The organism is Salinisphaera sp. G21_0 (genome assembly GCF_017744115.1).
Taxonomy (GTDB): Bacteria; Pseudomonadota; Gammaproteobacteria; order Pseudomonadales; family Endozoicomonadaceae; genus Endozoicomonas.
In genome coordinates, this window is the sequence record NZ_JAGHQW010000029.1 from 38608 (window position 1) to 63027 (window position 24420).

Here is a 24420-nt window from a genome sequence, read left to right on the forward strand (position 1 = left end):
TTAAACCCGGGGTTTTGGCCGCTATTCTTTATTGTGCAACTGTGGAAGGTTAAACAGCTTTACGCTGTGTATCGTTAAACAGAGCTATAAAATTCCGGGCTCGATCCCGAATATTCTGTGCCGCAAACAGGTTATTAACGACGGCAACCATATCAGCACCGGCAGAAATCACCTCAGACGCATTGTCCGTGGTAATGCCGCCAATGGCGACGATGGGCAGGTCAAACATTTCCCGTGCCTGTGACAGAATGGCAAGCTCGGCATTTTTAGCATCGGGTTTGGTTCGGGAGGGGAAAAACTTGCCAAGGGCAATATAGTTGGCACCCTGTTCAACAGCCGCTTTTGCCTTTTCCAGAGAGCCCTCACAGCTGATGCCGATAATGGCATAATCACCCAGCCGGGCTCTGGCATCGGCAATACTGTCATCCTGCTGGCCAAGGTGAACGCCGTCGGCTTCCACATCAAGAGCCAGCTCAACGTCATCGTTGATGATCAGCATGGCCTGGTACTGATGGCAGAGAACCTTCAATGCCCCGGCCTGTCGCAGTCTTTTACCGGAATCAAGGCTTTTATCGCGGTATTGCAAGATTTTCATACCGCCCATCAGAGCCTGCTCTACCGTTTCGAACAGTATTCTGTCATCAGGTTGCAGTTGACTATCGGTAATACCGTACAGGCCGTGAAATCGATGCATGGTCCATACCCAATTATTAAATATTCGGCAGATTATACCAGTTTATCGTCCTTGTCTTTAATGGACGTTCATTATTAACCATAAGACCAGTATTCATCATATTCCGTGGAAAAAAATGTGTTCTAACAAACATCAGGTTTGCCCGGTAACGCATCAGAATCGATGGCAACACTCTCACTTATTGTTGAGCTATCTTCGCTGGCTTCAGGGTGGGCTTCACCCACTGAGCAGAGAATGCCGGCAACCGTATTGCCAACAACATTGGTGACCGTGCAGCCAGCATCGGTAATCCGGTCAGTCGCCAGAATAATCGCCATGGCTTCAACGGGTAGCCCCATGGTGTGTAACAGTACTCCGGTGGAGACTGCTGCACCGCCGGGTATACCGCCAGTAGCAACGGCCAGAAGGAAGGTGGTGAAGCCCATGGTGCCCATTTCCAGAAGGCTCAGGTCAATATGCCAGGCATTGGCCACAAACAGGGCGGCAACGCTCATATAGATAGCAGAACCGGACATATTAATGGTGGCTCCCAGGGGAACCGTGAAACCGGCGATATGTGCCGGGACCTGGAACTTTTCGATCAGTGTCTGATAAGTAATGGGGATGGAGGCGTTAGAGCTGGCGGTAGAAAGGGCAAAAATGACCTGCTCACGGGTGTGACGGATAAACACCAGCGGGGAACGTTTAATCACCAGCCCAATCAGCACCGGATAAATAACAAACAGCCAGAGGCACATAATGAGCAGGCAGGTCAGCACATAGGACAACACACTTAAAATGCTGCTGCCGTTTAGTGTGGCAGCCAGTTTGGCGGTCAGAAAGAAAACCCCGATAGGAGCCATGCTCATCACCATGCCAATCAGTTTCATCATCACGCTGTTGGCCAGGGAAATAGCATTGCTGACACTGTGGGTTTCGTGGTTTTCCAGCTTCTTTATGGCAATCCCGGTAATGATTGCCATAAACAGGATTTGCAGAATATTGCCTTCTACCAGCGCCTGAAAGGGGTTCACTGGGACCACGTTAATAATCATATTCAGCAGTGAAGGGAGTTCCGACTGGCCAGAGCGAACCAGTTGGCCAACGTGGCCAAGATTGGCACCGGTCCCCGGTGCCACCATCAATGTAATAACAATGGCTGACAGGATGGCAAAAAATGTATTGCCTAGATAGATGCCAAAGGTTTTAACCCCCAGTCTACCGACCTGGGTGATGTCGTTAATGCTGCACACAGCGTGGGCTATGGAGACAAAAATAAGGGGGACAACCAGCATTTTTATCATTGCCACGAACATCACACCAACGGCATGAAAGAGGCCACTGACCAGGTATTTCTGGATAATGCCTTCGGGAGAGGCAGCCAACTGGATGATGATGCCAGTGGCCATTCCCAGTATCAGGGCTATCAGTATTTGAGGGGCTAAATTTTTCTGCATCATACATTCTCCTCTCAATATGAAAGTGAAACGGCTCTGCTGACTTATGCCCCCTTACTTAATTGGAACGCTTTATCAGTAACAAGTTCCCGACAAAGATGAAAAAATGCTATTTCCTTATGGTAAATCCTTATTTTAGTTGAAAATTATCGGATTTCCTGAAGCCGTGATCAGGGCCGGATTTGCTCAATCGAAGGCATAACCAGCCGGTTTCAGGCGAGTAGGGGGTGTTCTTTTGATGTCCCTCGGAAAAGTATTTCAGCCATTATTCGCTTAATGTTGCCAAAGCACTTGTGTGAAGTTTTGGAGGCCTGGCATGTTGTCACCATGCTTGGATATCAGCGCTGAGGTTTCGCAAGCCCTGGCCTGAGAATGTTGCAACGGCTTATGCCGTGGAGAAAATCATCCGTGATGCTGTGCCTGCTACCATGGCTATTTTGTACGATCGTATGACATCATTCCTGTCAGCGGCAGACATTGACTTCCCTGTTGCGTGATTACCAGATTTCCGGCTTATTCATCGCCTCGACACAGTGTGGTTTGCCAGCGATTGGCTCAATCTCCTTACTAACCAGCGACTGGCCTAACCAACCTTCCGGATGGGACAACGGCAGTGGTGCTTTGATCACGGTTTCACTGACAGGCGCAAAACCTGTTCGACAGTAGTAATCAGGATCACCATAGGTGAATACCAACTCTGTGCCATTGTCTTTTAATGTACGCAGGCCAAAGTGGATCAATGCCTGACCGGTACCTTTACCCTGGTAATCAGTGCCGACAGCAACCGGCGACAGTAGAAAAGCATCAATACCACTGTCAAACGTTAACCGGGAAAAGATAATGCAGCCTGCAACCTGTTCACCATGTTGCCAACTATGGTCCAGGGCAACAAAAACAAACAAGTCGTTGTCGTCTGTTGTCTTCATTACCTCATAAGCGAGGTTGCCGACTATTGCTCCTTCCGTCTCACTTTCCGAGTCAGTAAATGTCCTGGTAAAGAGATGTCTGATCTCGTCAATGTCACCCGGGTGGTAAACTGAAAACTCCACAATGCCTCCAAATTAATTACTGCCTGTCTCTTGTGCTACTCTGAGACTTTCGCGATCCTGAGGAAAAGAATAATGAACATAAGCATTTCTTATACGCCTGCTACTCGTGGGCAGCAAGCTGAAACGCCTAATCTGGTAAAAGCACTTACAGGCTATGGCGTGTTCGCAGGGTTTCTTATTTGCATTAAAAAAGTTCAGGATCCGGGCTTGGTGACGTTGGCTGCTTCCAGTGCGGTTGGCGCAGGCCTGGGTTACTTATGTGGGTATTCAATCCACCATTCATTATTGGCGGTTGTCGATGGTGTGCGAAATGTTACCAATGGTTTGAATGCGTTGTTCCCGGGTGCGGATAATCACACCGTTACTCCCACAGCAACCTCAATCAATCAGTGGTTGGAAACCAACGATCAAGATAATAACGTCAGGTTATCTAATAATCCCGGCAACGCCGTTGCCCGCCAGACATTGAGTCGACGGCACAGTGTTTAACGGTTGTGTCACATCCTGAAGGCACCGGTATGTCTTTCCAGGGCAGAGAGTGTGCATTGTAGGGGTGTCAGGCCTTTTTTGTGCTAACGTTCTACAGCGTTGCAACTATTTTTTCGCACAGTTTTTTTAAAGTGATTAATTCATCAAGGTCAAGCTGGATTTTACATTTCATTTTCCCACAACACCATCATCACCAGATATTGGGCATACGTCAGATCCAGCTTATTTTAAGTCTGGAGCTGTCCTACCCAAAAGAAATGGGTGGTACTGGTGCGGCGACGAATCCTGAGCAGCTGTTTGCCGCGGGTTATGCTGCCTGCTTCTCAAACGCCATTCTTCATGTTGCCCGTGAAAGCAAAGTGGTTTTGCAAGCTGCCCCGGTCACATCCGAAGTGGGCATCATTACTTTTCAATGCATTCTGCTACTCAAGTCGGATGATTTATCCACATTCCGGATGAAGCATCATGCAACCTTACAACCATGAATTTGTTATAATTCAAGTATCAATCAAAAAAGATGACAAATTCATGAATTCAGTAAATGTCACGGCTAACCAGTCCGGCTCGAAAGTTGAACTTATCGCTCAATTTTTAGCAACCAAGGCCAGTTCCGGGCAAACCGCATCGGTTTCAACATCTTTTAACCGACAGGTAAAAGCTCAAGTCAAGCCTTATTACCCTGGCATAAAACGTCAGCCCGGCGAAGAAAAGTGTGTCACTCAAGACTTCAGCGAGAAAAGATGCACATTAACCACCCTGGCAAACCAGGTTTCTGGCAGACAGGATCAACAGTTTTCAGGATCGGGTCAGAACAGTCAACGCTACGAGTTTTACCCCTTGGCTGAATGTTATAGGCAAAAATCACAGGCCAGTGAACAGCAGTGTCGGCCGCCCAGTAAAGTAGCCCTGCCGTTAAAAGAAAGAAAAACTTATCGATGTAGATGGGATGGTTGTGGTAAAACATTTACTCGAAACAATAATCTGAAAATACACCAACTTACTCATAAAGGGCTGAAGCCTTTTAAATGTGATGTTGCTGGTTGCGGCAAAGCATTTACCAGGAATTATGATCTGAAAACACACCAATCCGTTCATACGGGGCATAAGCCGTATAAATGTGATTTTGAGGGTTGCAGAAAAGCATTTGCCAGGAGGCCTGATTTAAAAAGACACCAGGTCATTCATGCGGAGCATAAACCGTATAAATGTGATTTTGTGGGTTGCAGAAAAGCGTTTATCTGGAGGCATAGTCTAAAAATACACAAGCGCACTCATACGGGTGAGAAACCACATAAATGTGAGTATGTGGATTGCAATAAGAAGTTTGCCACGAGGCAAAATCTGAAAGTACACCAATGCCTTCATACGGGGGAGAGACCACATAAATGTGAGTTTGTGGGTTGTGGCAGGAGATTTATCACAAAGAAAAATATGAAATTACATGAGCGTCATCATTTAAATAAGAGTTCGTGAATTTGGTAAGAGGTTTGCCATGGAGTCAAATCTAAAATAACACTAATGGATTTATAAGGATCAGTCATCATAATTATCCTGGACTTCCCGGGTAAAGTCGTTCCAGTTGATCTTTGGTGTACGCCATTTATAGTTTGTATCAGAGCCATGGTTCTCTGAAGCCCAGGTATCGTATTTCAGGGCACAATCATGCAAGTTAGTAATAGTGTCAGGAATCACCTTGCCCAAGAGGTTGTTAACCAGCCACGCCGGTATGGAACCCTTTGGATCAGAGTGCGAGATAAATATCAGTTTAGTCCCGCCACAATGGGTCGGTATCATGTAATACCCAGTGATAAATGAGCGAGCCCTTACAAACCCTTCCCGCTCAGGACAGTCTGCATGGTCCACGCTGTGGTTCATAATGATATACTCACCGTTGGTAAACTCCATCCAGGAGCGCATGTTGCAGAAATCACGTTTCGAGATCGGCCAAAGGGGTTGCACTGCGTAGTATCCAATGTCATTCCGGGAATCCAGCTGACAGATGTCGCGCCCCTCAACCATCTTCTTGTCCCAGGTTTTGCGGTAGTCTGCATCATGCAGTGTGTTGAACAGCGTTTCGGGATTAATATCGTCCCACTGGACAGTTGCACGGACAATGTTGAATCCGGTGCCTTTCTCACCAGGCTTCAGATCCTCTGGCCTGGACTCCACGAGAAGAGCTTTCTGGCTATCCTCATATACTGTTGTCCACTTGCCATCCTGGCTCCCGGCGAAGTCACGCAGTTTAACGAAGTCGGGTAGTTGCATCAGCTTGTACATCTGCCCCTTTGATTCAACAAAGACAGGGGTAACCGGACACGTTGCAGCGTTCCCATCCGGGGAATGTGTTACCTGAAAACTTTGTGATATTTGCCTGTCTTCTAATGGCTTGTTTGCTGATGTTGTTGCTGGTTCCTGCCTGCCACCCTCAGGTAAGGCTTGAATAGAGTGGGCTACATTTTCTTCTACAGAAACTGAATTAGTATGCCATGTACCGACATCATTCTGACGCTGGGACCCCGGCCTGCTAATTGATCTACTACTGTATTCATCAAATTGGGGATTACCTTGACATGCTCGCATTTTGTAACCAGACAGTCTTGATCAACTCGCACGATGCCACTATAAAAGCCCAGGAAAAATAAATGTCAAGTCGAGTATTGGTCGGTTTTATCTGCCCTGATTGTCAGATGAATCGTTTTCAGGAAACACTGGCTTCAATTACTTAAAACAAATGGATGTTTGCGATGTTGTGCCTCTTTTATGGCCAGTGCCTCAGGGTAGTTGCTGGTATCGCAGGGAATATTAAACCGGTCTTCCAGGATCTGACACACCTGTTCTGCAATGGCGTAATGAGCCTCTGCACTCGGATGCACACTGTCGCTGTAAAATGCTGTTTTGCCCGGAGTTATCTGAGACAAATGATTGCGGACGGGGTGCCAGCTGTCATCAAATGCCGCATTGTTTAGCAGTTCCCGGGTAATAATGTTGCGCTGCTGTTCAGCCTCTTTTCGCTTTTGTGCAATAAGGGCCTGGCGATCTGTTTCAACCTCTCCATCGTCATCTATACCCGGTATTGGAATATTCAGAATAGGGTGCACAAAATCCCATTGTGGATCTTTTCGCAGAATTTCAAACACTTTTTCACCATCAATCTTCATGACACGATAACCAGAGTGCTGAGGAAATGATTCCCTTAGCAGGTTGATTCTCATACTCAGGCTGGCCTTGTATACCCGCCATTTTTCATGCATTTCCTGTCGTTCGGGGGCGTTAAGAAACCTGGGCGTGGAAGTGATATCGGGCAGTGAAAACACGATAACCCGCTGAGCACCTGCTTGCAGCACATTGTAAATATCCTGTGCCTGTTCCTGGGCAATATCGTCAGGTTCCTGCCAGTTATTCAGGAAATCATTACCGCCATTAAAAAAGACCACCAGGGTGTCCGGCAGGATCAGTGGGCTGGAAGTGTCTTTACCGACCTTGCCATTGCGCTCACTCAGATAGGACTGCACAATCAGACCCTCGCAAGGGGGTATAAGGCTGCCCTGAAAGAGCGTGACAACAGCATCCATGACCCCCTCCACAGAACTCAGGAAGGCACCGGGTCTGCCCAGCTTACTTTCAGCACAGAGTACCCAGCTGCCCGCCATGGCCCGGTTATCAAGTTTCACTTTGTGCTGATTCGGGTATGACATCATTCTGACCAGCACCTCGGGCCACATCAAATCCATCTCTCTGCCGGTGGTCCACTTCCCTTTTTCGTAGTGCTGGCTGTCCGGCAGGAGAGGGATTTGGTCTGCAAACTGGCTGGTGGTTGACAGTAAGGTCTCTTCAGCCACGGCAGGAATCATAGATAACAGGTCTGCCCTGATAATTTCACCCAGGGCCTCGGTCTTATTGGCCAGAAGTCTGCTGATACTTTTGATGGAGGGCATCTGACGGGCAATATAGGAATGCTGAATATTGCGGAGAAAGCGGGTGGTGCGTTGTACCGCCCCCAGCAGGGGACTGTCCAGCTTCTGTTCCATGTATTCAAGGCCTGCCAGTATGTTCGTCAGCAGTGTTTCCAGCTGGTTCACAGCATGCTCTTCCAACCCGGTCATTAGTCGCCGGATAAAGCTTTGTTCACGTTTTTCTGCCTGAAGTTCTATCCGGTAAAGTGCAAATGTTTGTTTAATATTCCGGATGCTGCTGGCGCGGGAGAAGAACTGGCTCAGATCAATGGGTGGCTCTTCGACCATCGGGTTGAAATCACCCCTCAGGGTTTTCAGCAGATTGAAGGTAGAAAGCGCTGAATCAGGTGTATGAAAATCATCACCATGACTGTCTGAGAGGCTGTCCCCAAATACCAGTAAGGTATGGGGGCTCCATGGCTCAGGTTTGATTAATACAGGACTGCTTATATTCGGTTCATGGTGCGCACTGGTTTGCAGGGAAAACAAAACCAGGCAGCAGGTGATCAGTGTATAGCAACAGTTTTTCATGATCTGGCCCTGACTGAACTACTTACCCATGTTCCTCAATTTTAACCCAATTATCATGATTTACAGGCTGAATCTGATGGCAGTTTTTTATATGAGTAAATAAGTTAGAAGATTGAGAAAAAGATTTAACGCATATCAGGCAAAGATATGGTTTAACCCCTGAGTGGACATTGGCATGTCTTTTTAAACCAGCTTTTTGAGTAAACCTTTTTTTACATATGTGGCATTTGTAGTTTTTTGTAATCAGATGAATCGATCTCTCGTGCAGGCAACGTGCAGCATCAAATCTGAATGTTTCACCACACCCTTTACGGCTACATGTAAATTTTTTGCCCTTTGAGTCTTTTGCTGCTGGATTGCGGCTGGATAACCTTTCCAGCCCGTTAGTTAAATTGTTTGGCTGGGGGGAAGCTAAAGAAACAGGAATTTGTTGATAAACGACAGGGCGAGATTGATCATTGGCCTGAGTATGGGCGACAGGAGCCAAGCCAAGGAGGCCACAAAAACAGACCTGTCGTAAGTTATTGTTAATGCTCAACATAGGATGACTAAATTATTCAATAATACCTTGGATCACTTCTCTTTATAAAAGTTCCTTCGCGACAGGCTAAGCCCAAGAGTTTGAGGCTCCATGAGCTGAAATCATTCGTTGAAAGCAGGTTCCACTCCTGCCCGGTAAAGACTCATCCCATGCCGTAATTATTTCGTAGTCAGTGGTTACGGTCTTCTACCTCTTTCAGGACATAGAGGTAGATTCAAGCTCATTATTTTTTGCTTTATTCGATTTCCTTACAAAGGCGGCAGCTTGCTTGGCAGCGATTCTTGCTTGTTCTTTATCACCGGTATTCCTGAGAACTTTGTAGTAAACCTTAATATAAGCCTTCCGTTGCTCGCTCTTTTCGTAAGCTCTCTTGGTAGCCTTCCCTTTCTCGGACTGCTGGTAAGTCTTCTTGACAGCCATCCCTTTGTCGGACTGCTGGTATTTCTTCTTGACAGCCTTCCCTCTCTCGGACTGCTGGTAAGCCTTCCTGACAGCCTTCCCTTTCTCAGATTGTCTGTAAGTTCTCTGGTAATCCTTACCTTTTTTGGACAGTGCGTGAGCTTTCCTGGCAGCCTTCCTTTTCTCGGAATCAAGATAAGCCTTCCGGTACGCCTTTCCTTTTTCGGACTGCTCGTAAGCCTTCCTGACAGTCTTCCCTCTCTCGGACTGCTCGTAAGCCTTCCTGACAGTCTTCCCTCTCTCGGACTGCTCGTAAGCCTTCCGGCGATCCTTCTCTTTCTCGGACTGTGTCCGGGCTTTGGCAACCTTGATTTTCCCTGATTGCTCGTGAGGTACAGCGAGCGTGAGGGGCCGAGGTTCATCAGAACCGGACGATTCATGTGCTTTAAACTGACTGGTTTCAATTGTAACTTGCTCTTGAGGGTCTTTATGTAATGGATCAACTTTAGCAACTGGACGTGATGATGGCTGAGAAAAAACAGCTAATGAATTTTCCGGAAGTAAGTTAAGGGTTATTTGCTCAAAGTTTGTTGTGGATGGTAAATGAGAAATTGAAAAATCACTCAGTGAATGTGGAGCCGGTAGTGTGTCCAGATCTATTACATCCTGATTTAAATACCCATCATAGAATGAATCAGGTGTATGTATAGAGTGGCCAGCCATAGTTGGCTGTGTATCGAAAGGATTATTTGGTATTGAGTGTGCATCCAGAAACTCCTGTAACCATGAGTAGTCAGAAGTGACAATTGAGTCTAAATCGGTTGTGTACATTGAATTATTGAGTTATTGAGTTATTGAATTAAAGCTTAAGACCTATCATTCTTTATAAAAGTTCCCTTCTGATACAAACCGTTTACTGTTTATGCCGAAAGTGCATAGATAATTGATATGGATATCAGAAATAACGAAGTAGAACGCTTTGGAAGGGGGGGGAATAAAGGTTGTTTTAATCTAATTATTTTTTTATTCGATTTTTTATAAAGTCGGCAGCTTGATTAACGGCGATTCTTGCTTTTTCTTTATTGCCGGTCTTTCTGAGAGCTTTGTAGTAAGCATTAACATAAGCCTTCCGTTTCTCCGACTATACATAAGCTTTAAAGTCTGTGAATAAAAAATCCTCATCAAAAAAAACACTGGAAAAATCACAAGATAAATTTCCATTAATGTATCATGGCTAGCTACTTAAACGCTTCGGGAATAACCATAAATGAATTTGAGCTTGCGTTGAATTTTTTCATGGGATTATCTAATTATTGAAATATTAAATTATAGTTTATGACTAATAATTTTTATAAAAGTGTTGTTGTTGTTTTCCTTTATTAGGAAACAAAAGGATCCTGTGCAGATTATTTGCTTAAATGCTGTTTGGATTGTTTTGACTCTCATCTTATGAAAAAAATACTGATAATCAGGTAATAAAGTACTATGGGCATTACAGGCACAGCTTCAGGTAATGAAGTTCAGTATCAACAGGCTATTGATCCTACTGCTGGCACGCTGAAGCCATCACGTTCACAGGACGCCATTGAATCTAGAGGTTTTACCGGAACCAGGGCGGTGGTAAAGGAGGATTCAGACGCCGTTGTTAACTGCAGAACGGAGCCGATCGAGGAACCCGGAGTCCGGAGTGACAGTAAAACCATATCGCAAAGAGAAGTGACCCAACCCGGTTGTAAAGCAATCTTGCTGGGGAAAAAAACGGATGAAACCATTGAGGCTATATGTGGAGGAACCTGTCTGGCACTTGTTGGGCTGGCACTTCTGCTCGCTGCCGGGAGTGGTATTTTTAGCTTGAATGAGAGTTCTTCATCAATGGTTGCAACTGGCAACCATTATAATTCAACACCTCCCTCAAATCTGACTTTTAATAAAAACACTAAGGCATTATTACAAGATGCTATCTCTACTTCCTCAGCACAGAATAATGAGGACTCTTCCGGTATTGGCGGATTATACGTCGCTGGATTATTTTTTATCACTGTGGGGGTTGCTGGTATTTTATTGACACGCTTTTGTTCCGGTAGTGATACCAAAAAAACGGATAAAAGTCAGAGCAGTAAAATTCTGGATTTAGAACCTGGTCCTAAAGATCAAATAAATAACAGCAAGTCCGATGAAATCTCCATGGAAGATATTTCAACCCTTCGGCAAAGGGAATCAGTCAACCGCGATACCAGGCCTGACCTGCTGCTAAAAGCGGATTATCAGCAAGCCGGGTCATGGGATGTGGAAAGCGTTAATCAGGGTGCCGGTTCTTCAGTTAATGTGGAATATCCACTTCCCTATGACAGTGATGAGGAAGAATTTCATCCATTTTTACCCTGTTTAGTCAATGTTGAAGCTGAGGTTACGCCTGTGCCTGCTGCTTTTCCATCAGAAAGCTTCGATATGGTGAATATGTCTTCCAGACATAGTGGTTCACCTGCCCTGCTGATAGCAGGTGAACCGCTTGATGAGACGGCATTCTACCCCTGTGCAGGGAATGATGCTGACAGACTGTATCAATTTATTGAAGATAATGCCTTTGAGTCCCTTGAACCTGAGGTAAGCAGGGCATTTAAGAGGCACGTGTCAAAAATGAGTTATCTGGATTTCAGGGCATTTGCCAACAATGTTGGAGCCGGAGATGAAGGTAGAATCAGGCAATCAATCAATAATATGGTTACTGGTAAAATCCCTGATGATACTCCTGAAAAGAGAGAACGGCTGGTTCAGACGCTGGCGGAGGTTATCAGTACATTTCCAGTCAACTCTTCGGGCACTGAGGTTTCCGGGGAAACCATCGTGTAATGCATTGCCGCTGTCACTGGTAATAACGTCCACCGAGCAAACGCAAACCCGATGCTCCGGTAACTGTAGGCAGGTTGCCAGGTAGCTGTAACATATTCTGTCTTGCTAACCAGGCAAAGGCGGTAGCTTCTACCCACTGAGGATTAACACCAAGCGCCGAGGTTGATCCCAGCTTTGTACCGGGCATTTCTTCTTTCAGCATTGCCATCAGGGTGTTGTTATTGGCACCGCCGCCGCAGGTAAACACTTCATCGGTATCGGGGGCATGCTGCTTTATGGCATCGGCAATGCAACGCGCCGTTAAGCGACAGAGGGTTGCCTGTATGGTGGACGGGGACAGCCCACGAAAGCCTTCGAGCATTGCGTTGAGCCAGGCAGGGTTGAACAGTTCCCGGCCGGTACTTTTGGGAGCGGGTAACCGGAAAAAGGGGTCGCTTAACATGGTTTCCAGCAGGATCGGGTCATGGGGCTCCCGGGCAGCATGAAAGCCATCCTTATCATAAGGTTGCCCCCATTGCTGTTGGCACCAATAGTCCATTAAAAGGTTCCCGGGACCGGTATCAAAGCCGGTTACCGGTTTTTGCTCACCGCTTTCAGCAGGCAAGATCGATATATTGCTGATACCGCCAATGTTGACGATTACCCGGTGGCAGGTTTCGCTGGTAAAAACCGCACGGTGAAAGGCCGGTACCAGCGGGGCTCCCTGACCACCGGCGGCCATATCCCGGCGTCTGAAGTCGGCAATAACGGTAATGCCGGTCTGCTCTGCCAGGATATTAGGGTCACCGATCTGCAGGGTGTAGCCTGACTCGGGTATGTGCCTGATGGTCTGGCCATGACTGCCAATGGCCTTGATTTGATCAGCGGTCAGTCCTGCTTTGTTCAGCAGCGCATTGACCGTTTCTGCAGCGACATAAGCAATGGCCGGGTCCACTTCCGCCAGCAAACGGATTTCATCATGACCTGGCTGGCAGAGTTGCTGAATTTTTTGCTTCAGCTCAGCGGGCCACTCAGTACTGTGATGGGCCAGGAGAGTTGGACTCTTTCCAGCAAAGTGAACGGCGGCAGCATCCATGGCGTCGAGGCTGGTACCTGACATAAGCCCTATATAGATATCTGACATGGTTCGCCTCTGGAAGGAAGGTTTATCGGGACATTATTGTTAACGACAAAGACAGTGAGGCGCAAAGTAAACAACCAGATAGCTTTGCGCCTTACGTGCCCACATTACGGTTTTTTCAATCACTTGCAGGTTACTGCGTGGCCAGCAGTGTTTCCCTGTGTTTCTCAAGCCTGGCAATCATCAGTTCGGATTTTTTCCGGAAGTTAGCCATCTCGTTTTTGGCGATAGGGGCTGCATCCGGGAGCTTAACCGTCATCGGGTTTCTGTGCACGCCATTCACACGAAACTCATAATGCAGGTGAGGCCCAGTGGCCCAGCCCGTTTTGCCCACATAGGCTATGGTCTGGCCCTGACGAACTCTCTGGCCTTTTTTCAGACCGGCCAGTTTATTGGCATGGGCATAGACGGTCACCACATTATTCGGGTGCTGAATAAATACCACATTGCCGAAACCATTCTGCCAGCCGGAAAACTGCACACGACCATCGCCCGCGGCTTTAATCGGGGTATTCATCGGAGCGGCATAATCGACCCCCCGGTGAGGGCGTTTGGTCTTGAACACCGGGTGCAGGCGGTTAGGGTTAAATCGTGAACTGATACGGGTAAAATCCACCGGAGTGCGGAGAAACGCCTTCTTCATGCTTTTTCCGTCCGGGGTATAGTAGTTGGTATCGCCGTTACTGTCGGTATAACGGATGGCGGTATAGGTCTCTCCCTGGTTGGTGAAGCTGGCTACCAGAATATTGCCATCGCCCAGTTTTTCCCCTTCCAGGAACTTCTCTTCATAGAGCAGATTAAAGTTGTCACCACTGCGGATATCCTGAACAAAATCGATATCCCAGCCAAAAATTCCGGCCAGCTCCATGGTCAGATTCTGGGACAGGCCTGCTTTCTGGCTGGCAAGGAAGAGAGAGCTTTCAATAATGCCGCTGGCATAGGTGGGATGGATTTCCGGTGACAGGGTCACCTGTTCTGCCCGGTAGCCATCGTCCTCCCTGTTAAAGAAAATGCTTTCCAGCCTGGACTTGACGTAGCGCAGCTGGGTCAGGGTTCCTTCCTGATTAATTCGGAATTCCAGGGATTCCCCCGGACGTATGCTGGCCAGTGTTTCGCCATATTTGGGGGTGTTGGCAACCTGGTAAACAACACTGGCATTTAATCCCTGGCTATTAAACAACACCGATAAATTATCACCAGATTTAATGGTGACACTGTGCCATTTTCCCAGTTTTTGCTCCAGGTCGTAGGCGGCTTTTGCCAGAGCTTTGGCTTCTGCTTCCTGTTCTACTTCTTTGATTGCTGTTTCTGATTGATCAGCGTTCTGATTGCTGACAAATTGGGAAGACTCGGGAATTGTGGGGCTGCTGGTCAGCTCAGTGTTGGCTTCCTGAGGCTGGAATGCATCAATGGACATCGGGATTTCATTGCGCCTGGCTTCTACGTCACCAGAAGGTAGAAGAGCCATCAATCCCATGACGCTGGCAGCGATGGTGCTTGCCAGCAGCAAGTGTCGCCTGGGGAACTGTTTCAGGCGCTGGTTGATCCGTGTTGCGCCCCTCGGGATGGCTTTATTCATTAAGATTTTAACGCTGTCTTCAGTGTGGTTATCAGTAAATTATAACGATAAAAAATATCGTAAGTCATATCCGTCAGAAAAGGTACGTCAATACAAGGTCAATTATTCTGTTTTTTCATTAATGTCTTGATTATCACGAATCATTCTATTGCCTTGTGGTTTGTCTTTCCAAGAGGGAATGAAAATGCAGGGTTGTTCATCGTCAGAGTTTATGTACTGAAACGGATGTTGGAATGCGATCGCCTGTGGGTGGGTTAACAGATGGGTGCGGGCTTGTTTGTAATAAGGGTTGCTGGTCTGTTTTTGAGAAGGGTGCAGGGCTGGCGGCTGACTGCTGAGTGGTTTGAGCATTGGCAGTCAGTGGCTCATGTAGTGAAGCTGTGCGGTGCTGGTTTTCGGGTTCAGGTTGCTGTTGGGAGCCCTGGCTATTGTGGCTTGTTTCTTCTGCAGGCTTTGATGGAGGGCTCTGGCTTGAGGCCGCGGCGGTTGGCGGTAGTTCGACATGTGGATGTGTGGACTGGCTGGCCGGGTTATCCAGAGGTCGGTTATCCGCTGCCGGATCAAGGGCTGGCGATTGTCTTTCCAGATGGTCAGAAGGCAGAGTGGCAGCTGACTGGAAGAGTGATTGAGGCGAGGGGGGCGCTGGTGTATTGAGATTGATATAAGGTTCTGCCTTAAACAGCCAGTGCGGCGAATGCAGAAGAATTGTACCCACTATACCCAGCACAGATATGGAAAGGGCTATGGACATGACCATGCCGGCAAGATACATCCAGGTGTATTCAGAATCCGGTGAAGTGCCGGACTCCACAAAGTGCTTCCACTTATTTGCACCTTGCCTGACGTACTCTTCTACCGGGGGATTCTGGAGATAAGCCGTTTGCTGTGCTTTATCTCCGGGCTGTTTATCACCAGCGGGCTGCTGGTCAATTCTGTTATTGTCTGACCCTGGTACCTTTTGAACCGTTCTATCCCCCAGGTTCTCATGGGCATATTGCAGCAGCCCGGTAAAACCACCAAAACAAACACTGGACAGGACGGCCACTTTTCTGCAGACAAAATTCAGACACTCGGCGGCTGTTGACAGGGATCGCATGACCACCCAGGCAGCATCACCCACGGAAAAATTTGAACCCGTCTGCCCGGATTTGTACAAAGGTTCTTTTTCCCGGGAGGCTCCGGATGTTGCCGGTAGAGCAGCAGAGTAGGTTGAAGCTGTTGGTGTCGACAGTGGTTGTGGATAATCCAAAGACTTCTCCTCTCGCTATGATGGTGCCGGTATTGTGGAGACCTAGGAGGCTGTCCGAGAAGAGACTGCCCTACTGCGGTGGCAGCAAATTGGTCTAAAAATTCCGTTTTGTTCGGCAAATAGCCCCGCTATTCACCTCACAAAACGGAATTTTTATCCTCAATTTTCTGCCATCCTCGTTACGGGCGCTATTCTCGGACAGCCTCCTGGCAGAAATATCAAACAGTGCCTGATTCGACAGTTAGGATTTAACGTAAGTTCCAGTCTGATCAAGTAAAGGCCTGGTAAGAAAAATAGACTGAAATTTACCTTATTTAGAGGTCGGGCATTTGTTCCGGCAACGTTTTGTTGTATTTTGGGCGGCTTGATTTTTTATTGATTGTTTCCTGTCCACCGGGGCAGGGAGTTGTTTCTTGATTTTGTGTCAGAGCCCCTGGCATCCACCGCAGTATTCCGGTTGAATCATCGAATCGTCGCAGGAAAAGGCAAATGTCCGATAGTCAAAACCCGTTGCTGAAAGATCTTCAGGCCCGCCAGCTCATCGCGCAGACCACTGCTGTTGAGGAACTGGACACTCATCTGAGCGAACAGCCCCGGGTGCTCTATTGTGGTTTCGATCCTACGGCTGACAGTCTCCATCTTGGCCATCTGGTGCCATTGCTGGTGCTCAAGCGTTTCCAGCAGGCGGGTCATAAACCCATTGCCCTGGTGGGTGGGGCCACCGGCCTGATTGGTGACCCAAGCTTCAAGGCGGCCGAACGTCAACTGAATACCCCGGATGTGGTGGCGGGCTGGGTTGAGAAAATCAAGGGACAGGTAAGTCAGTTTATCGACTTCGATTGCGGAGAAAACTCCGCCGTTGTGGCCAATAATCTGGATTGGACCGGCGACCTCAATGTTCTGGACTTCCTGAGAGATATCGGCAAACACTTTGCGGTGAATGCCATGATCAACAAGGAGTCGGTACAGCAACGGCTGAACCGGGAAGGCTCCGGTATCTCCTTTACCGAGTTTTCCTACGCCCTGCTGCAGGGCATGGACTTTGCCGAGCTGAACCGCCGTTATGACTGTACCCTGCAGATCGGTGGCAGTGACCAGTGGGGTAATATTGTTGGCGGTATTGACCTTGCCCGACGTCAGAATAAGGCCCGTGCCTTCGGGTTAACGGTACCATTGATTACCAAGTCCGATGGCACCAAGTTTGGTAAAACAGAAGGCGGTGCGGTCTGGCTGGACTCCAGAAAGACCTCCCAATATGCCTTTTACCAGTTCTGGATGAACACCGCTGATGCCGATGTGTATCGTTTCCTGAAGTTCTTTACCTTCCTGAGCATGGAAGATATTGAGGCCATTGAGCAAGCGGATGCTGAGCGTCAGGGCAGGCCGGAAGCCCAGAGGATTCTTGCCCGTGAAGCTACCCGCCTGGTGCATGGTGAGGAAGGTCTCAAGGCGGCGGAGCGCATCACTGAAGCACTGTTTTCCGGGGACATTACCCAGCTGTCAGAAACCGATATGGAGCAGCTGAAGCAGGATGGCCTGCCCAGTGCTACTATCGAGCGGAGCGGGCTGGAAGGCCAGGCTATGACGCAGCTGTTTGCAGAAGTCGGCATGGTGAAGTCAGGCAAGCAGGTTAAAGATGCGCTGGCTAATAACGCGGTGTTCTTTAATGGTGTCGCCCGTGGCTCGGCAGATAATATGAACCTGGCAGAATGCTTTGCAGCCCGGGGTGCCATGTATGATCGGTTCTTCCTGGTGAAATTGGGTAAGAAAAATCACTTTCTGTTTGAAGTGGTTTGATCGAATCGCCGCTCTTTATTAAGAGCGTTTTATTAAAAGCGTGCTCTTAAAAGCTGATGGTCATCGGGCAGTCCTGTCCCGGTGACTGATTTATAAAGCTGGCCATTCAAGTTAACAGGGCCAGCTTCAGTGCCTCCTCTCTTTGAACTTAACACACTGATAACGAAAGCACTCCATATCATCCGGCCACAACCCCGGAGTCATACCGGCTTTGCTTTTCAAATGGGCCAGAAACTGCCGGGGGTTAGGCAGCTGTTTCCACACCTGCGGTAAGAAGGTTGCGCTGTATTGGGGATTGCGAATCAATAATCCGTCGATGCCGGGATTCAGCTGCTGCAAAAGGTCTTTCTCATCAGCAACGTCCATGCGTTCCTGAGGGGTCAGCACGGAAACTTCAATTTTGATATCGGTCAGCTCACTTTCCGTCACCGGGGGAAACCGTGGATCCCGGAATGCGCTGGCAAAGGCATTGTGGATCACATCATCCAATAGTGTCCGGTAAGCCTGGGTTGAACCAATACAGCCCCGCAGTTCCTCGCGCTTTTTCAGTGTTACAAAGCTGGCTGCCTGTTGCAGAAAGAAATCTGCCAGGTCTTCTTCAGGTAATGGTTCTGGTGGCAGGCTCCGGGTACAGCCTTCACTGATGGTCTTGCGGGCAAGGCGCAATAATTCTCTTTTCTGACTTTCTGTAGGGGCAATTTGCACAGTAAAAATTTCCGTTTCCTTCGTTAGAGGCATTAATAGCCTCCTTCTGATTTTTATCGCCACTCAACGGGACCACTGAATAACGGCTTCATGTTATCTGACAGCAGTTGAACGTCTGATTTGTGGATGTGTGCAGGGCGGATTCTGCAGAATAATCGCGCTATTGAATAACAAAGGCTCCATAGCCCACTACCCTGCTTTTATCGCCAGCAGTATCTCCGGAGTTGCGCACATCAAGCGTAATAACATCCATCCCCCGGTGCTGGGCAACCTTCAACATGCCATTAAGAGGATAGCAGCCACAGGCCTGTCCACCGGTCAAATTACAACTGAGCTGTTCAATGGCTTTAACCGTCTGGTTATCCCGGTAACAGGCCTCTTCATAGGTGTGGTAATGACTGAGGTCGGAGCTGATAATCATCAGGGTCTCCTCTTCTCCCCAGAGGTGTTCAATCACCTCAGCAACCGCTATAGGGCTGGTGTCGCCAACAACGATTGGAATCAGTTTGAAGTCATCCAGACATTCCTGCAGAAACGGGCACTGGACCTCAAGACTGTGCTCGTGGGTATGGGCTTCATCGACGGTCTCTACCTGGCTGAACTGTTTCAGTTCCTCCATGGCGTCAATATCCAGCGGAATATGACCAAGCGGTGTGGCAAAGGCTTCACAGTCCGGCAGGGCCATGCCCTGCAGCGGAACTCTGTGACTGGGGCCGAGCAGGGCAACCCGGCGAATATTCTGGCGCATTGAGTTCAGCAGGCGGTAGGCACTGGCCGCAACCGGGCCGGAATAGATAAAGCCGGCATGGGGAACAACCAGAACTTTCGGTGAGAAATCCCTGGGGTGGGCATCGCTGAGCATCTCTTTGACCGAGTTGGCCAGGGCTTTGGGTGAGTCAGGGTAAAAGGTTCCGGCTACAGCGGGTTGGCGAATAATCATTATGGGTTCTCCCCCGGGAGTGGCTGAGCCTACCGGCACATTTCAAGCGAAATAAACCACTCTCTTTATTTGCATCGCTCAAATAATGTCGGCAGAGCCTATAATTATAGCCTTGGTTACTATCATCAGGATGACAATCAGGCAGTGAACCTGGTCTGGAGATGGAACATGCTCAGGGAAAAAACACCTTCAGGAAATGTGTCAACCAACTATTGGCATGCGCTTGAGGATGGACGAATCCAATGTGACCTTTGCCCGAGGGCCTGCAAACTTCGGGATGGGCAGCAAGGGCTCTGTTTTGTCCGTGCCTGTGAAAGTGGTCAGATTGTGCTTACCAGCTATGGCCGCTCCTCCGGTTTTTGTATTGACCCTATTGAGAAAAAACCACTGAACCACTTCCTTCCGGGAACCCCGGTTCTGTCATTCGGTACTGCGGGTTGTAACCTTGCCTGCAAATTCTGTCAGAACTGGGATATGAGCAAATCCCGTGAGATGGACACCCTGGCCGACCAGGCATCGCCCGAGGAACTGGCGGATACGGCTGAGCAACTGGGCTGTCGGTCGCTGGCGTTTACTTATAATGACCCGGTGATTTTCCTTGAATATGCCATTGATGTTGCCCGGGCGGCTCATGAAAGAAATTTGCAGTCGGTGGCGGTGTCTGCCGGGTATATCTGTGATGAACCCCGTGTTGAGTTTTTCCGCTATATGGACGCAGCCAATATTGACTTGAAAGCGTTCAGTGAAAATTTTTATCGAAAAATCTGTGGTGGCGCTTTGCAACCGGTCCTTGAAACACTGAAATACCTCAAACATGAAACCTCTGTCTGGTTTGAGATCACCACATTGCTGATTCCCGGTGAAAATGATTCCGAGCATGAACTGAACGACATGTGTCAATGGATTGTTGAACACCTGGGCGTGGACGTTCCGATTCACTTCACCGCATTTCATCCCGACTGGAAAATGCGGGATCACCCCCATACACCTGCCGCTACGCTGACCATGGCCCGACAAATAGCACTGAATCATGGTATTCGCTATGCCTACACCGGCAATGTCCATGATTCTGATGGCGGCAGTACCCGTTGTCATCAGTGCCATAGTCTGCTTATTGAGCGTGACTGGTATGTGCTTGGGGAGTGGGGGGTTGATGCGTCTGAAGGTAAGGGTGTGTGCCAACAGTGTGGAACGCCGGTTGCCGGTGTGTTTGAACAGCAGCCTGGTATTTGGGGCAGTCGTCGGGTGCCGGTGAAGATTGTGGCCTGAATTTCGAGGTTTGTACTGGCTTGAACATTATTCGTCATCCAAGTTCTTTAAGTACTTAACATATCCTCAATTTCTGCCGTCTTCGCTACAGGACATCCGGACGGACGCTATTCTCGGACATCCTCCTGAACGCGCCGCCTGACAAGTCCAGAATTAATTGGCATGAGGGTGATTTTGATCACTTGGTTGAGTAGTGACAGGAGCTTTGTCTGAAGAATTTCTATTTTGGAAGTGATTGGATGTTTCATTCAATTCTTTCACATCCGCGAATTTATCTAAAGTTCGAAGGGTATGCCTATTCTGACATAAATAATTAATTGTCTTGCCGATCATGCAGCCAATACAACAATATGAAAGGGTTTTACCCATAAGGCATCCAGTAGCACAGCCTGTAGCACAGCCAAGAGTTGAACCAACGGTTTGATAGTCTATATCCCTGACGGACCAGCCAGGAGTGCAACACCCTTCATGTGTTTGTGTAGACTGCGTTTGCATATTTTGTTTGCCTTCAATCTACCAGCTGATTACTAAATGATTCAACTTTCTGTGTTGGTCTGACAATAATTATTGGTATTAGTTCACTTTATGTTTCTTCTTTAAGTAGCTGGCCATATGGAATCGAATATTTCTGGCTACTTGGGCTGGTACTATGCGAGGCACAACGGAGGGAGCATAGCCGTAGCTATGTGACCGGAGTTGTAACGAAGCAGAGTGCCAGCACAAGGAGTCAGAAATATTCGATTTCATATGGTTAGCTACTTAAGGCCAGTATTGATTCATACCCATAACAGGTTCACCATCGGAGCTTTCTTCCCAAGGTTAATAAACATCAGGGAATACCCACACGGTCGCCCGGTTTGATATGACTGATCTGGTCACCGACTTCCGTGACTGTACCCACACCTTCATGGCCGGGAACCAGTGGCAGTTTTGGTTTAACCGGCCAGTCGCCATGGCAGGCATGAAAATCGCCATAGTCTGCTTATTGAGCGTGACTGGTATGTGCTGGGGGAATGGGGAGTTGATGCGTCTGACGGTAAGGGGGTCTGCCAGCAGTGTGGAACGCCGGTTGCCGGTGTGTTTGAACAGCAGCCGGGTATTTGGGGCAGTCGTCGGGTGCCGGTGAAGATTGTGGCCTGAATTCAAGTGCGTTGCCAAGTTACGCTTGTACAATTGGTCTATCTTGGCTGATGCGTTTCTGGACAAGAATTTTCTGGCAAATTTAAATGTGCAATCAAAACGGAGCTATCAAGAGTATCCAGCCGACAGGCTACTGGATTAAGTATGCGTTATGTTGCTATTTGAACAATTCAGAATGCGACCCGGTTCTTTCAAAAATTATCTTTTGTCCATCTACCCGATACATCAATAGCCAGTCAGGTTCGATATGGCATTCTCTGTACTTGTGCAGGCTTCCTGTCAAGGCATGATCACGATGCCTTGCAGGCAAAGGTGTCTGAGTGACCAGCAACCTCAGTATCTTAACCAGCTTGTCCATATCCTTGTTTTGCTTCTTTACTCTCTTGTAGTCTTTGTTGAATTTCGACGTGTATACTGGCTTGAACATTATTCGTCATCCAAGTCCTTTAACATATCCTCAAGTGTGTTGAACTCCTTTAAGCCTGTGCCTGCATTGGACTCAGCAAGCGCCTGTATAGTCTCATCATTGGGTATGCGAACATCAAATGGCATCCCCTGGCACAACCCTACCTGTTTGTAGAATAAAGTAATTGCTTGTGTGGTATTCAAACCTAGCTGCCTGAATACCGCTTCAGCCTGTTCCTTTACATCAGGCTCGATTCTAGCCTTGACTACCTCACTTTTACGCATTTCTATGTTCCTCTATATGCCTTGTTATTTCATACCGAGTCAGTGTAGACCATTTGGTACACATCGCAACGAAGAAAGGATAGATTGCCCTTCCCCCGGGAGGCGGTCCTGGAATAACTGTTATCGAGCATTCGCTTTGAGTGGCCAGGATCAGTAGAATAATTTTTAAAATAACAGGACTTATTACTTATCGTGTCAGATATGGTTAACCGGATCGCAACCAGGGACATCACTTCCAGCAACAAGTGTGATCAGTGTACTGCCCTTTGTTGCTCTTACATTACCCAGGAACTGGACACTCCCCGCAGTATGCACGCGTTTGATGTGTTGCTTTGGCAGGTGGCCCATAAGGGCGTGCATATTTTCAAGGATGGCAATGGCTGGTACCTGCTCTGTCAGACCCGGTGTGAATTCCTGTTGCCGGATAATCGCTGTGGTATCTATGAACGGCGCCCCATTATCTGCCGGGAACACAGTCACGAAGCCTGTGAGTTTGATGCGCCTGTCAATGACGGCTGTGATCTGTATTTCCAGACCTACGATGAACTGGATGCTTATTGCCGAACACGGTTCAAAACCTGGGACAAACGGCTGGAGAAGTTTGAGGCAGGACGGGTAAAACGACAACGGTAGACCATTTTACCCAAGTTCCGTCCATCCACATTTCGGATACCAAGAAAAACCTTGCCACAGAGAACCGCAAAAATCTTTTCCTCCGTGTCTCTGTGTCTCCGTGGTAAAAAAGGATGCTACTGTGCCAGCTCCATAACAACACGCCCGGCAATATCACCTTTCACCATTTCGTCAAAAATCGCGTTGATCTCTTCAAGGGTTCGTTTCTGGATAATCGCCTTCACTTTACCCTGGGCGGCAAACTCCAGGCACTCCTGTAAATCCTTGCGGGTACCTACGATGGAACCAACAACAGAAACGCCGTTGATTACCGTATCGAAAATAGGAATGGGCATCTCCTCCGGGGGGAGTCCGACCAGGACACAGGTTCCTCCCCTGCGCACGGAGCGATAAGCACTTTCAAAACCCGCTTTGGAGACCGCTGTGCAGACAGTAGCGTGAACACCGTTACCCAGCAGAGAGCGAATTTTTTCTTCCGGCAGCTCCCTGATAAAGTCGATAAAGTGAGTGGCTCCCAGATCCAGGGATAATGCTTTCTTATCAGCCCCGGTATCCACAGCAATCACATTAAGCCCCATGGCCACGGCATACTGAATGGCCAGGTGACCGAGCCCGCCCACACCGACAATGGACACCCAGTCACCGGGTTTGGTACGGCTGACTTTCAGGGCCTTATAAGTGGTAACCCCGGCACAGAACAGTGGTGCAGCATCAACAAAGCTGATGCCATCGGGAATCTTGACCAGATAGTCGGCGGCGGCTAAACAAAACTCGGCATAGCCTCCGTCCACGGAGTAGCCGGCGTTGTGCTGGGCCAGGCAAAGGGTTTCCTTGCCTTCCAGGCAGTATTCGCAATAGCCACAGGCGGAGTAGAGCCAGGGAATACCCACACGGTCGCCGGTTTTGATATGACCTACCTGGTCACTGACTTCTATAACGGTACCGACGCCTTCATGGCCCGGCACCAGCGGCAGTTTCGGTTTAACCGGCCAGTCGCCATGGCAGGCGTGGAGGTCGGTGTGGCAAACGCCACAGGCATGGATTTTTACCAGGGCATCCCGGGCACCGAGTTTTGGCACCGGCAGGTCTTCGATGGTGAGCTGTTCTTTAAAGTGATGGATGACGGCGGCTTTCATGGTGTCTCCTGTTGGTTAGTGTAGTTGGTCCGGTTCGCTGTTAAGGGGAGCCGACATGGGCGAAGGAGGGTGTTGGGTTGAACTCTGAGCTCGAATGGAATCGTCACGAAATAAATTGTACATTTCTGAGTCTCAAAACTTCGTTCGTCCCAAGCCTGTCGAAGGGCGTGAACTCCGGCCTCATCCATCGTGCCAGCCATCCTTCGACTCCGCTCAGGAT

General features: G+C 48.4%; 21 protein-coding genes and 2 pseudogenes. 7 read left to right on the plus strand and 16 right to left on the minus strand.

Features of this window, described 5'->3' with window-relative positions; all coding sequences use genetic code 11:
• Positions 1-49 precede the first annotated feature (49 nt).
• From thiE to J7439_RS14625, 3 genes are all read right to left on the minus strand, one after another.
• Positions 50-694, minus strand: a complete 645-nt coding sequence (gene thiE / locus J7439_RS14615; protein ID WP_209202725.1) for a thiamine phosphate synthase — start codon at positions 692-694, stop codon at positions 50-52.
• Positions 695-816: 122 nt separating this feature from the next.
• Complete coding sequence (locus J7439_RS14620; protein ID WP_209202726.1) at positions 817-2133, minus strand: dicarboxylate/amino acid:cation symporter; 1317 nt, start codon at positions 2131-2133, stop codon at positions 817-819.
• A gap of 494 nt (positions 2134-2627) precedes the next feature.
• Entirely contained in the window at positions 2628-3179 is a 552-nt protein-coding gene (locus J7439_RS14625; protein WP_209202727.1) for a GNAT family N-acetyltransferase, read from the minus strand.
• A gap of 72 nt (positions 3180-3251) precedes the next feature.
• Here J7439_RS14625 and J7439_RS14630 point away from each other — a divergent pair, with 72 nt between their 5' ends.
• The 3 genes and pseudogenes from J7439_RS14630 to J7439_RS14640 all read left to right on the plus strand — a co-directional run bounded on the left by J7439_RS14630 (position 3252) and on the right by J7439_RS14640 (position 5141).
• Positions 3252-3668: a hypothetical protein gene (locus J7439_RS14630; RefSeq protein ID WP_209202728.1), complete on the plus strand. Its 417-nt coding sequence runs from the start codon at positions 3252-3254 to the stop codon at positions 3666-3668.
• Between the two features lie 224 nt (positions 3669-3892).
• Positions 3893-4069: pseudogene (locus tag J7439_RS26540) on the plus strand (OsmC family protein); the annotation flags it as partial.
• 64 nt (positions 4070-4133) lie between these two features.
• Entirely contained in the window at positions 4134-5141 is a 1008-nt protein-coding gene (locus J7439_RS14640; RefSeq protein ID WP_209202729.1) for a C2H2-type zinc finger protein, read from the plus strand.
• Between the two features lie 60 nt (positions 5142-5201).
• Here the strand turns inward: J7439_RS14640 and J7439_RS14645 are convergent, their stop codons facing one another.
• From J7439_RS14645 to J7439_RS14660, 4 genes are all read right to left on the minus strand, one after another.
• Positions 5202-6248, minus strand: coding sequence for an START domain-containing protein (locus tag J7439_RS14645; protein ID WP_209202730.1), 1047 nt, complete (start codon positions 6246-6248; stop codon positions 5202-5204).
• A 134-nt stretch (positions 6249-6382) separates the two neighbouring features.
• Positions 6383-8152, minus strand: a complete 1770-nt coding sequence (locus J7439_RS14650; RefSeq protein WP_209202731.1) for an SGNH/GDSL hydrolase family protein — start codon at positions 8150-8152, stop codon at positions 6383-6385.
• Positions 8153-8174: 22 nt separating this feature from the next.
• Positions 8175-8639, minus strand: coding sequence for a C2H2-type zinc finger protein (locus tag J7439_RS14655; RefSeq protein WP_209202732.1), 465 nt, complete (start codon positions 8637-8639; stop codon positions 8175-8177).
• Positions 8640-8888: 249 nt separating this feature from the next.
• Positions 8889-9923 (minus strand): hypothetical protein, encoded by a 1035-nt coding sequence (locus J7439_RS14660; RefSeq protein WP_209202733.1) that lies wholly within the window; start codon positions 9921-9923, stop codon positions 8889-8891.
• 654 nt (positions 9924-10577) lie between these two features.
• On the opposite strand from J7439_RS14660, the gene J7439_RS14665 reads away from it, so the two are divergent.
• A complete protein-coding gene (locus J7439_RS14665) occupies positions 10578-11942 on the plus strand; it encodes a hypothetical protein (protein ID WP_209202734.1) in 1365 nt (454 codons plus the stop codon).
• Positions 11943-11955: 13 nt separating this feature from the next.
• On the opposite strand, the gene J7439_RS14670 is transcribed toward J7439_RS14665, so the two are convergent.
• The 3 genes from J7439_RS14670 to J7439_RS14680 form a co-directional block, all read right to left on the minus strand.
• Positions 11956-13065 (minus strand): anhydro-N-acetylmuramic acid kinase, encoded by a 1110-nt coding sequence (locus J7439_RS14670; RefSeq protein WP_209202735.1) that lies wholly within the window; start codon positions 13063-13065, stop codon positions 11956-11958.
• A gap of 130 nt (positions 13066-13195) precedes the next feature.
• Positions 13196-14641 carry an OapA family protein gene (locus tag J7439_RS14675; protein WP_209202736.1) on the minus strand — a complete coding sequence of 482 codons (1446 nt, stop codon included), beginning with the start codon at positions 14639-14641 and terminating at the stop codon, positions 13196-13198.
• 202 nt (positions 14642-14843) lie between these two features.
• Entirely contained in the window at positions 14844-15890 is a 1047-nt protein-coding gene (locus tag J7439_RS14680) for a hypothetical protein (protein ID WP_209202737.1), read from the minus strand.
• 489 nt (positions 15891-16379) lie between these two features.
• On the opposite strand from J7439_RS14680, the gene tyrS reads away from it, so the two are divergent.
• Complete coding sequence (gene tyrS / locus J7439_RS14685) at positions 16380-17687, plus strand: tyrosine--tRNA ligase (RefSeq protein ID WP_209202738.1); 1308 nt, start codon at positions 16380-16382, stop codon at positions 17685-17687.
• 126 nt (positions 17688-17813) lie between these two features.
• On the opposite strand, the gene amrA is transcribed toward tyrS, so the two are convergent.
• Together amrA and amrB are read right to left on the minus strand one after the other, a co-directional pair.
• Positions 17814-18425, minus strand: coding sequence for an AmmeMemoRadiSam system protein A (gene amrA / locus J7439_RS14690; RefSeq protein WP_209202739.1), 612 nt, complete (start codon positions 18423-18425; stop codon positions 17814-17816).
• A 127-nt stretch (positions 18426-18552) separates the two neighbouring features.
• A complete protein-coding gene (gene amrB, locus J7439_RS14695; RefSeq protein ID WP_209202740.1) occupies positions 18553-19332 on the minus strand; it encodes an AmmeMemoRadiSam system protein B in 780 nt (259 codons plus the stop codon).
• Between the two features lie 168 nt (positions 19333-19500).
• Between amrB and amrS the strand changes: the two genes are divergently transcribed.
• Positions 19501-20601: an AmmeMemoRadiSam system radical SAM enzyme gene (gene amrS, locus J7439_RS14700; protein ID WP_209202741.1), complete on the plus strand. Its 1101-nt coding sequence runs from the start codon at positions 19501-19503 to the stop codon at positions 20599-20601.
• Positions 20602-21433: 832 nt separating this feature from the next.
• Here amrS and J7439_RS27180 read toward each other — a convergent pair.
• From J7439_RS27180 to J7439_RS14715, 3 genes and pseudogenes are all read right to left on the minus strand, one after another.
• Positions 21434-21571, minus strand: a pseudogene (locus J7439_RS27180) (alcohol dehydrogenase catalytic domain-containing protein); the annotation flags it as partial.
• Between the two features lie 327 nt (positions 21572-21898).
• Positions 21899-22168: a type II toxin-antitoxin system RelE/ParE family toxin gene (locus J7439_RS14710; RefSeq protein ID WP_209202742.1), complete on the minus strand. Its 270-nt coding sequence runs from the start codon at positions 22166-22168 to the stop codon at positions 21899-21901.
• Positions 22168-22431 carry a type II toxin-antitoxin system RelB/DinJ family antitoxin gene (locus tag J7439_RS14715; RefSeq protein ID WP_209202743.1) on the minus strand — a complete coding sequence of 88 codons (264 nt, stop codon included), beginning with the start codon at positions 22429-22431 and terminating at the stop codon, positions 22168-22170. Before J7439_RS14715 ends, J7439_RS14710 begins: the two co-directional genes overlap by 1 nt.
• Positions 22432-22632: 201 nt before the next feature.
• On the opposite strand from J7439_RS14715, the gene J7439_RS14720 reads away from it, so the two are divergent.
• The gene (locus J7439_RS14720) at positions 22633-23064 is read left to right on the plus strand and encodes a YkgJ family cysteine cluster protein (protein ID WP_286198364.1); all 432 of its coding nucleotides are present in this window, start codon (positions 22633-22635) and stop codon (positions 23062-23064) included.
• A gap of 116 nt (positions 23065-23180) precedes the next feature.
• Here the strand turns inward: J7439_RS14720 and adhP are convergent, their stop codons facing one another.
• Entirely contained in the window at positions 23181-24200 is a 1020-nt protein-coding gene (gene adhP, locus J7439_RS14725; protein ID WP_209202745.1) for an alcohol dehydrogenase AdhP, read from the minus strand.
• Positions 24201-24420: the final 220 nt, after the last annotated feature.

Excerpts from the sequence above, each read along its gene's own strand:
- J7439_RS14665 (WP_209202734.1), top strand. The coding sequence starts at position 10,578 with ATGGGCATTACAGGCACAGCTTCAGGTAATGAAGTTCAGTATCAACAG.
- thiE (WP_209202725.1), bottom strand. The coding sequence starts at position 694 with ATGCATCGATTTCACGGCCTGTACGGTATTACCGATAGTCAACTGCAA.
- tyrS (WP_209202738.1), top strand. The coding sequence starts at position 16,380 with ATGTCCGATAGTCAAAACCCGTTGCTGAAAGATCTTCAGGCCCGCCAG.
- J7439_RS14720 (WP_286198364.1), top strand. The coding sequence starts at position 22,633 with ATGGTTAACCGGATCGCAACCAGGGACATCACTTCCAGCAACAAGTGT.
- adhP (WP_209202745.1), bottom strand. The coding sequence starts at position 24,200 with ATGAAAGCCGCCGTCATCCATCACTTTAAAGAACAGCTCACCATCGAA.
- amrS (WP_209202741.1), top strand. The coding sequence starts at position 19,501 with ATGCTCAGGGAAAAAACACCTTCAGGAAATGTGTCAACCAACTATTGG.
- J7439_RS14645 (WP_209202730.1), bottom strand. The coding sequence starts at position 6,248 with ATGCGAGCATGTCAAGGTAATCCCCAATTTGATGAATACAGTAGTAGA.
- amrB (WP_209202740.1), bottom strand. The coding sequence starts at position 19,332 with ATGATTATTCGCCAACCCGCTGTAGCCGGAACCTTTTACCCTGACTCA.
- J7439_RS14650 (WP_209202731.1), bottom strand. The coding sequence starts at position 8,152 with ATGAAAAACTGTTGCTATACACTGATCACCTGCTGCCTGGTTTTGTTT.
- J7439_RS14675 (WP_209202736.1), bottom strand. The coding sequence starts at position 14,641 with ATGAATAAAGCCATCCCGAGGGGCGCAACACGGATCAACCAGCGCCTG.
- J7439_RS14620 (WP_209202726.1), bottom strand. The coding sequence starts at position 2,133 with ATGATGCAGAAAAATTTAGCCCCTCAAATACTGATAGCCCTGATACTG.
- J7439_RS14660 (WP_209202733.1), bottom strand. The coding sequence starts at position 9,923 with ATGTACACAACCGATTTAGACTCAATTGTCACTTCTGACTACTCATGG.
- J7439_RS14640 (WP_209202729.1), top strand. The coding sequence starts at position 4,134 with ATGCAACCTTACAACCATGAATTTGTTATAATTCAAGTATCAATCAAA.
- J7439_RS14670 (WP_209202735.1), bottom strand. The coding sequence starts at position 13,065 with ATGTCAGATATCTATATAGGGCTTATGTCAGGTACCAGCCTCGACGCC.
- J7439_RS14715 (WP_209202743.1), bottom strand. The coding sequence starts at position 22,431 with ATGCGTAAAAGTGAGGTAGTCAAGGCTAGAATCGAGCCTGATGTAAAG.
- J7439_RS14630 (WP_209202728.1), top strand. The coding sequence starts at position 3,252 with ATGAACATAAGCATTTCTTATACGCCTGCTACTCGTGGGCAGCAAGCT.
- amrA (WP_209202739.1), bottom strand. The coding sequence starts at position 18,425 with ATGCCTCTAACGAAGGAAACGGAAATTTTTACTGTGCAAATTGCCCCT.
- J7439_RS14710 (WP_209202742.1), bottom strand. The coding sequence starts at position 22,168 with ATGTTCAAGCCAGTATACACGTCGAAATTCAACAAAGACTACAAGAGA.